The following is a 7,931-nucleotide window of genomic DNA, read 5'->3' as shown; positions in this document are numbered from 1 at the left end:
CTGCTTAATCGAGCCCTTCGTGGGTGCGGGATCCGTCTTTCTGAATACGGATTACGACGCCTACATTCTCGCCGACATCAATAGCGATCTTATCAACCTGTATAACATCGTTAAGCTGCGCACGGATGACTTCGTGCGCGATGCCCGCACGCTTTTCGCCGATGAATTCAATAACTCGGATCAGTTTTACCTGCTGAGAGAAGAGTTCAATACTAGCACCGAGCCTTACCGCCGGGCGCTGCTGTTCCTGTACCTGAACCGTCACTGCTATAACGGCCTGTGCCGCTATAACCTGCGCGGCGAGTTCAACGTGCCGTTCGGTCGGTACAAGAAACCGTACTTCCCGGAAGAAGAGCTCTACTGGTTTGCCGAAAAATCGCGCAATGCCACTTTTGTCTGCGAGCATTACCGCGATACCATGGCGAAGGCCGTGGCCGGTGCCGTGGTGTATTGCGATCCGCCTTACGCGCCGCTGTCGGCGACGGCGAATTTCACCGCTTACCACACCAACAGCTTCAGCATCGCCGATCAGCAGAGCCTGGCGCATCTGGCGCACCAGCTCTCGGTAGAGAGCCAGGTACCGGTATTGATCTCCAATCACGATACCGAGCTGACGCGCGACTGGTACCAGCATGCTGCGCTGTATGTGGTGAAAGCGCGCCGCACAATCAGCCGCAACATTCTCGGCCGCAGTAAAGTGAACGAGCTTTTGGCGCTGTATCGCTAAGCCGGGGGCACCCCGGCGCATAACAACTCGACCCTACGTTTGGAGAAGCGGATGAAAAAGTTTTTGATTGCCCCGTCCATTCTGTCGGCAGATTTTGCCCGGTTAGGTGAAGATACCGCTAACGTGCTGGCCGCAGGCGGCGACGTGGTGCACTTCGACGTCATGGACAACCACTATGTGCCCAATCTGACCATCGGTCCGATGGTGTGCGAAGCGCTGCGCAACTACGGCATTACCGCGCCGATTGACGTGCATCTGATGGTCAAGCCGGTAGATCGCATCGTGCCAGATTTCGCCAAGGCCGGCGCGTCTTATATCTCTTTCCACCCCGAAGCTTCCGAACATGTCGATCGCACCATTCAGCTGATCAAAGAGCACGGTTGTAAGGCCGGTCTGGTGTTTAACCCGGCGACGCCGCTGAGCTACCTCGATTACGTGATGGATAAAATTGACGTGATCCTGCTGATGTCGGTCAACCCGGGCTTCGGCGGCCAGTCGTTCATCCACGGCACCCTGGACAAGCTGCGCCAGGTGCGCAAACTGATCGACGACAGCGGTCGCGATATCCGCCTGGAAGTCGACGGCGGGGTGAAGGTGGATAACATCGCCGAAATCGCCGCCGCAGGCGCCGATATGTTCGTCGCCGGTTCCGCCATCTTTGGCCAGCCGGACTACCGCAAGGTGATTGACGAAATGCGCAGCGAGCTGGCGAAGGTTACCCATGGCTGATTTCGGCGCGATCCGCGCATTGGCCTTCGATCTGGACGGCACGCTGGTCGACAGCGCGCCGGGTCTGGCGGCCGCCATCGATATGGCGCTGGAAGAGACGGGCCTGCCGCAAGCGGGTGAGGCACGGGTCGGCACCTGGATCGGCAACGGCGCCGACGTGCTGGTGCAGCGCGCGCTGCGTTGGGCGGAGGCGGAAGGCACGCCGGCGCAGTGCAGCCGGCTGCGTGAACGCTTCGACCATTTCTACGCGCAGACCGTCGACAGCGGCAGCCGTTTGTTCCCACAGGTGCAAGAGACGCTGGCCCGCCTGGCCGCGCACGGTTACCCGATGGCGCTGGTGACCAACAAGCCGACGCCGTTCGTGGCGCCGCTGCTGGCATCGTTGGGCATTGGCGACTATTTCTCGCTGGTGATCGGCGGCGACGACGTGACGGAAAAGAAACCGCACCCGGCGCCGTTGTACCTGGTGCTCGGCAAGCTTGGGCTGCGCGCGCATGAGCTGCTGTTCGTCGGCGATTCACGCAACGATATTCAAGCCGCGCAGGGCGCCGGTTGTCCGAGCGTCGGCTTTATCTACGGTTATAACTACGGCGAATCGATCGCCCTGAGCCACCCCGATCGGGTGTTGGAGCGCTTCGCCGATTTGTTGCCCGCTCTTGGGCTGTCATCTTTAGAGAATCAGGAAATTTAAACATGAGTAAGCCCATCGTATTTAGCGGCGCGCAGCCGTCCGGCGAACTGACCATCGGCAACTACATGGGTGCGCTGCGTCAGTGGGTGCAGATGCAGGACGACTACGACTGCATCTACTGCATCGTCGATCTGCATGCCATCACCGTGCGCCAGGACGCCGAGAAGCTGCGCAAGGCCACGCTGGATACGCTGGCGCTGTATCTGGCCTGTGGCATCGATCCGGAAAAAAGCACCATCTTCGTGCAGTCGCACGTGCCTGAGCACACGCAGCTGAGTTGGGTGCTGAACTGTTACACCTATTTCGGCGAACTGAGCCGCATGACGCAGTTCAAGGACAAATCCGCACGCTACGCCGAGAACATCAACGCCGGGCTGTTCAGCTATCCGGTGCTGATGGCGGCGGATATCCTGTTGTATCAAACCAACCAGGTGCCGGTAGGCGAAGACCAGAAACAGCACCTGGAGCTGAGCCGCGACGTGGGCCAGCGTTTCAACGCGCTGTACGGCGACGTGTTCAAAGTGCCGGAGCCGTTTATTCCTAAATCCGGTGCGCGCGTGATGTCGCTGCAGGAGCCGACCAAGAAGATGTCCAAGTCGGACGACAACCGCAACAACGTGATCGGCCTGCTGGAAGATCCGAAAGCGGTGACCAAGAAGATCAAACGCGCAATGACCGACTCGGAAGAGCCGCCTGTCGTGCGTTACGACGTGGTCAACAAGGCGGGCGTCTCCAACCTGCTGGATATCCTCGCCGGCGTGACCGGCAAGAGCATCGCGCAGTTGGAAGCCGAGTTCGAAGGCCAGATGTACGGCCATCTGAAAGGCGCGGTGGCGGAAGCCGTCTCCGGCATGCTGGCTGAGCTGCAGGAGCGCTACCACCGCTTCCGCAACGACGAAGCCTATCTGCAGCAGGTGATGCGCGACGGCGCCGCCAAGGCGCGCACGCGCGCGCAGGAAACCCTGGCGAAGGTCTATCAGGCCGTCGGTTTCGTACCGCCGCAGGCGTAACGCCGGCGCAAATAAAAAAGCGGCCTTAGGCCGCTTTTTTTACGTCGGTATCACGCCATTTGCGCCAGGCTGGCGGGCGATTCCTCGCTGGCGAACCAATTGAGCTTGCTGCGCAGGCTGACCACGCTGCCGACGATGATCAGGCTGGGGCTGGCGGCCTGCAGGGACAAGTCGCCCAGTTGGTGGAGTTCGCCTTCGATCACCCGCTGGCGGCAAGAAGTGCCGTTTTCCACCAGCGCCACCGGCGTGGCGGCCGGCAGTCCGTTCGCGATCAGCCGGCGCTGGATTTCCGTCGCTTGCGACAGCCCCATATAGAACACCAGCGTCTGTTGCCCGGCGGCCAGCGTCGCCCAGTCCAATCCACCGTCGGCCTTGGCGTGGCCGGTCACCAGGCGGACGCTCTGCGCATGGTCGCGGTGGGTGAGCGGGATGCCGCTGTAGGCGGAACAGCCGGAGGCGGCGGTAATGCCCGGCACCACCGAGAACGGCACGTTGGCGTCCGCCAGCGTCTCCAGCTCTTCGCCGCCGCGGCCGAAGATAAAGGGATCGCCGCCCTTCAGGCGTACCACGCGTTTGCCTTGCAGCGCCTGCTGCAGCAGGATTTGGTTGATCTGTTCCTGCGGCACGCAGTGGTGCCCGGCGCGTTTGCCGACGAAGATGCGCTCGGCGTCGCGGCGCACCAGCGTCATGATCTCTTCGGAGACCAGCCGGTCGTAAACCACCACGTCGGCCTGCTGGATCTGTTGCAGCCCTTTCAGCGTCAGCAAACCGGCATCGCCTGGCCCGGCGCCCACCAGCACCACTTCACCGCGATCTTCCCGTTGTTCGCTGAACAACTGCTCGAGCTGGCGTTCGGCCAGCGCGGCGTCGCCGTTGGCCAGCGATTGCGCCAGCCGATCGTGGGCGAACAACCTTTCCCAGAAGCGACGGCGTGCGCCGAGGCCGCTGAAGCGTTGTTTTACCCGCTGCCGCAGCGAGCCGCCCAGTTGGGCCAGCTTGCCGAGGTGCTGCGGCAGCATCGCTTCCAGCTTCTCGCGCAGCAGCCGCGCCAGCACCGGCGCTTTGCCGCCGGAGGACACCGCCACCATGATCGGCGAACGATCGATAATCGACGGCATGATAAAGCTGGCGCGTTTCGGATCGTCGACCACGTTGCAGAACACCCGTTGCTGGTTGGCGCACTGGTATACCCGCGTGTTGACCTCCAGCCGGTCAGTGGCGGCGATCACCAGCCATTTTTCCGCCAGCAGGGCCGGGCTGAATTCGCCTGCGGCCAGCGTCAACCGGCCTTCTTCCGCCCACAGGCGGAACTGCGGGGTGAAGTCCAGGGCGTTGACGGTCAGCGCCGCGCCGGCGTCCAGCAGCAGGCGCGCCTTGCGTTCGGCGATCTCGCCGCCGCCGACCAGCAGACAGGCTTTATGTTGCAGTTGGCAGAAAATCGGCAGGTAGTCCATCGGCACTCCTCGGGGTCATCAGGGTGGGGGGCGAAATGCGCCCCCGAAAACTCAGGCGGTCTGACGTGCGGCGGCTTTCGCCGCCAGCGGGCGTTCGGCGCGCGGCGTGGCGTACCAATACCCCAGGCCCATCAGCACCGAGCCGGACAGGATGTTGCCCAGCGTCACCCACAGCAGGTTGTGGCCAATGCCGGCGAGGGTGTAGGCCTCGCTGTGGTTGCCAAACCAGGAGAGGGCGAACAGCGTCATGTTGGCGACGGAGTGTTCGTAACCCGAGGCGATAAAGGCCAGCAGGCACCACCAAATGGCGATGAACTTGGCGGCGCCTTCAACGCGGATCGCCATCCAAATCGCCAGACAAACCAGCCAGTTGCACAATACGCCCTTGAAGAACAGCACCTCGGCCGGCGCGGTGGTTTTCGCCAGCGCGGCGCTGTGCACCAGACTGGTATCCACCGGCAGCAGGCTGCCGCCGCCGTAGTAATACATCAGCGCCACCAGCACCGAGCCGAGCAGGTTGCCGAGCCAGGTTTGCGGCAGCACCGCCCACATCTGGCTTTGGCGGATGGTGCCGGCCTTGACGCCGAGCGTCAGGAACATCGTATGGCCGGTGAACAGCTCGGAACCGGCGATGATCACCAGCGTCAGCGCGATGCCGAAGGTGGCGCCCATCACCAGCGGCCGCACGCTTGGGTCGACCAGGTTGCCGAGGGTGAAGATCAGGATGATGCCGAGGCCGACGTAGGCGCCCGCCATCGCCGAGCTGATCCAGAAGCCGAGCGGGCTCTCCTTCGCCAGGCGGACGATGCGCGCCGCGTTGACGGCGCATTTGTTGATCGTATCGGTAAACATGTTGCCTCCCGAAAGGTTATGCCGCGACTTGCACGATGCCGTCGACCACCCGGCTGGTGAAGCTGGCAACGGAACGGTTGTCATCTTCCAAACAGTGGCCGTCGTACAGGCGGAAATGCTGTTTCTTCAGCGGGCTGGCGACCCACAGCTCGCCCTGATGCTCGGCGATGAGGCCGCGCGACAGCACGCTGGCCTGGGCGAACGGGTCGATATTGCTGATGGCGAACACCTGCTCGTCGGCATAGGGGCGGAACACCGCCACCTGCCGATCGCCGATCAGGGCGCACACGCCGGTGCCGGGCAGAATGTCGGCGACGGGACAAACGGTAATCCACTGGCTCATGCGTGGCTCTCCTCGGTATCGATCAGGGTGACGGGAATGCGCTCGTCAGGGCGGGCCGGGCGGTGCTGGTCGCGTTCGGCCACCACCTGCACGTTCGGATCGCGCAGCGGGCTGTTGATGAAGTGGGCGAAGCGCAGCTGCGTTTCCGGGTGCTCGACGGTCTCTTTCCACTCGCAGACCACCGCGTCGCGCAGGCGGGCGATCTCGGCTTCCAACTGCGCGTTGATGCCGAGCTTGTCGTCGACGATCACCTTGCGCAGGTAATCGATGCCACCTTCCAGGCTCTCCAGCCATACCGAGGTACGCTGCAGCTTATCGGCGGTGCGGATATAGAACATCATGAAGCGGTCGAGGTAACGCACCAGGGTTTCGCGATCGAGGTCGGCGGCCAGCAGGTCGGCGTGGCGCGGTTTCATGCCGCCGTTGCCGCAGACATACAGGTTCCAGCCGTTCTCGGTGGCGATGATGCCGACGTCCTTGCCCTGCGCTTCGGCGCATTCACGGGTGCAGCCCGAGACGCCGAACTTCATTTTGTGCGGGGTGCGGATGCCTTTGTAGCGATGTTCCAGCGTGACGCCGAAACCGACGCTGTCGCCGACGCCATACCGGCACCAGGTGCTGCCGACGCAGGTTTTCGCCATGCGCAGCGCCTTGGCGTAAGCATGGCCGGTTTCAAAGCCGGCGGCGAGCAGCTTGCGCCAGATGGCCGGCAGGTCGTCTTTTTGCGCGCCGAACATGCCGATGCGTTGCGAACCGGTCATTTTGGTGTACAGGTTGTACTCCTTGGCGATTTGGCCGATGGCCAGCAGGCCGTCCGGGGTGATTTCGCCGCCGGCGGAGCGCGGGATCACCGAGTAGGTGCCGTCTTTCTGGATATTGCCGAGGAAGTTGTCGTTGGTATCCTGCAGCGGCGTATGCTGCGGCTTGAGGATGTATTCGTTCCAGCACGAGGCCAGCAGCGAGCCGACGGTCGGCTTACACACTTCGCAGCCGTAGCCTTTGCCGTATTTGGCCAGCAGCGCCTCGAACGACCTGATGCCTTCGACGCGGATCAGGTGGAACAGCTCCTGGCGCGAATAGGCGAAGTGTTCGCACAGGTGATGGTTGACCTCGATGCCTTGCTTGCTCAGCTCGGCGTTCAACACCTGGGTGAGCAGCGGGATACAGCCGCCNCGGCCTTCAGCGCCGCCACGGTGTGGCAGCCTTTGTTGACCGCCTGGATGATGTCGCCTTTGCTGACGTCGAAGCAGGAGCAGATCTGCGCGCTTTCCGGCAACGAATCCACGCCGATGGCCGGTTTGCTGCCCGCATGAGCCGGCAGGATCAGGCCGTCCGGGTTCTCCGGCAGCGCGATGCCGTTCAGCGCCAGCTGCAGCAGGTTGCCGTAGTCGCTGGTGTCGCCCACCAGCACCGCGCCGAGCAGGGTTTTGTTGTCGGCGCTGACCACGATGCGTTTGTAGACTTCTTTGCTTTCATCCAGATAAACGTAGCTGCGGGCGCCTTCGGTGCGGCCGTGGGCATCGCCGATGCCGCCGACGTCCACGCCCAGCAGTTTCAGTTTGGCGCTCATGTCGGCGCCCTGGAAGCCGTTTTCGCGGCCCAGCAGGCGATCGGCGGCCACCTGCGCCATTTTGTATCCCGGCGCCACCAGGCCGAAGGTGCGATCGCGCCAGGCGGCGCACTCACCGATGGCGTACACGTCCGGATCCGACGTCTGGCAGCTGTCGTTGATGGCGATGCCGCCGCGGCGGCCGATCTCCAGCCCGCACTGGCGCGCCAGCTTGTCCTGGGCGCGGATGCCGGTGGAGAACACGATGAAATCCACTTCCAGCAGGCTGCCGTCGGCGAAATGCAGGGTTTTGCGCGCCGTGCCGCCACCGTTGACGATCTCCTGGGTATTTTTGCCGGTGTGCACCTTGACGCCCATGCGCTCGATCTTGCGGCGCAGCTGGTCACCGCCCATCGGGTCGAGCTGTTCGGCCATCAGCACCGGAGCGAACTCGATCACGTGCGTTTCCACCCCCAGGCTTTTCAGCGCGCCGGCGGCTTCCAGCCCCAACAGCCCGCCACCGACTACCGCGCCGCGTTTGCTGCGGCGCGCACAGGCTTCGATGGCGTTCAGGTC

The 7,931-nt window shown here is 63.1% G+C and carries 7 protein-coding genes and 1 pseudogene; 4 read left to right on the top strand and 4 right to left on the bottom strand.

The window, feature by feature from the left end; translation table 11 throughout:
• The 4 genes from dam to trpS all read left to right on the top strand — a co-directional run.
• A partial coding sequence (gene dam, locus ADK28_RS26910; protein ID WP_048797174.1) for an adenine-specific DNA-methyltransferase occupies positions 1-727 on the top strand: 727 nt, incomplete at its 5' end.
• A gap of 51 nt (positions 728-778) precedes the next feature.
• Positions 779-1,456 (top strand): ribulose-phosphate 3-epimerase, encoded by a 678-nt coding sequence (rpe, locus tag ADK28_RS26905; protein ID WP_004930320.1) that lies wholly within the window; start codon positions 779-781, stop codon positions 1,454-1,456.
• Positions 1,449-2,147, top strand: coding sequence for a phosphoglycolate phosphatase (locus ADK28_RS26900; RefSeq protein ID WP_048797173.1), 699 nt, complete (start codon positions 1,449-1,451; stop codon positions 2,145-2,147). Before rpe ends, ADK28_RS26900 begins: the two co-directional genes overlap by 8 nt.
• A 2-nt stretch (positions 2,148-2,149) precedes the next feature.
• Complete coding sequence (gene trpS / locus ADK28_RS26895) at positions 2,150-3,157, top strand: tryptophan--tRNA ligase (RefSeq protein ID WP_048797172.1); 1,008 nt, start codon at positions 2,150-2,152, stop codon at positions 3,155-3,157.
• A 50-nt stretch (positions 3,158-3,207) separates the two neighbouring features.
• Here the strand turns inward: trpS and cysG are convergent, their stop codons facing one another.
• The 4 genes and pseudogenes from cysG to nirB all read right to left on the bottom strand — a co-directional run.
• The gene (cysG, locus tag ADK28_RS26890; protein ID WP_048797171.1) at positions 3,208-4,611 is read right to left on the bottom strand and encodes a siroheme synthase CysG; all 1,404 of its coding nucleotides are present in this window, start codon (positions 4,609-4,611) and stop codon (positions 3,208-3,210) included.
• Between the two features lie 51 nt (positions 4,612-4,662).
• Entirely contained in the window at positions 4,663-5,463 is an 801-nt protein-coding gene (gene nirC, locus ADK28_RS26885; RefSeq protein ID WP_016930362.1) for a nitrite transporter NirC, read from the bottom strand.
• A 16-nt stretch (positions 5,464-5,479) separates the two neighbouring features.
• Positions 5,480-5,806: a nitrite reductase small subunit NirD gene (gene nirD, locus ADK28_RS26880; RefSeq protein ID WP_016930361.1), complete on the bottom strand. Its 327-nt coding sequence runs from the start codon at positions 5,804-5,806 to the stop codon at positions 5,480-5,482.
• Positions 5,803-7,931, bottom strand: a pseudogene (gene nirB, locus ADK28_RS26875) (nitrite reductase large subunit NirB); the annotation flags it as partial. The pseudogene nirB and the gene nirD, both read right to left, overlap by 4 nt.

Source organism: Serratia sp. 506_PEND (assembly GCF_001076875.1).
Taxonomy (GTDB): Bacteria; Pseudomonadota; Gammaproteobacteria; order Enterobacterales; family Enterobacteriaceae; genus Serratia; species Serratia marcescens.
The sequence above is the reverse complement of the archived record's forward strand: the minus strand, read 5'-3'. Positions and strand labels throughout refer to the sequence as shown.

Coding starts and splice junctions, on each gene's coding strand:
- rpe (WP_004930320.1), top strand. CDS start 779: ATGAAAAAGTTTTTGATTGCCCCGTCCATTCTGTCGGCAGATTTTGCC.
- ADK28_RS26900 (WP_048797173.1), top strand. CDS start 1,449: ATGGCTGATTTCGGCGCGATCCGCGCATTGGCCTTCGATCTGGACGGC.
- trpS (WP_048797172.1), top strand. CDS start 2,150: ATGAGTAAGCCCATCGTATTTAGCGGCGCGCAGCCGTCCGGCGAACTG.
- cysG (WP_048797171.1), bottom strand. CDS start 4,611: ATGGACTACCTGCCGATTTTCTGCCAACTGCAACATAAAGCCTGTCTG.
- nirC (WP_016930362.1), bottom strand. CDS start 5,463: ATGTTTACCGATACGATCAACAAATGCGCCGTCAACGCGGCGCGCATC.
- nirD (WP_016930361.1), bottom strand. CDS start 5,806: ATGAGCCAGTGGATTACCGTTTGTCCCGTCGCCGACATTCTGCCCGGC.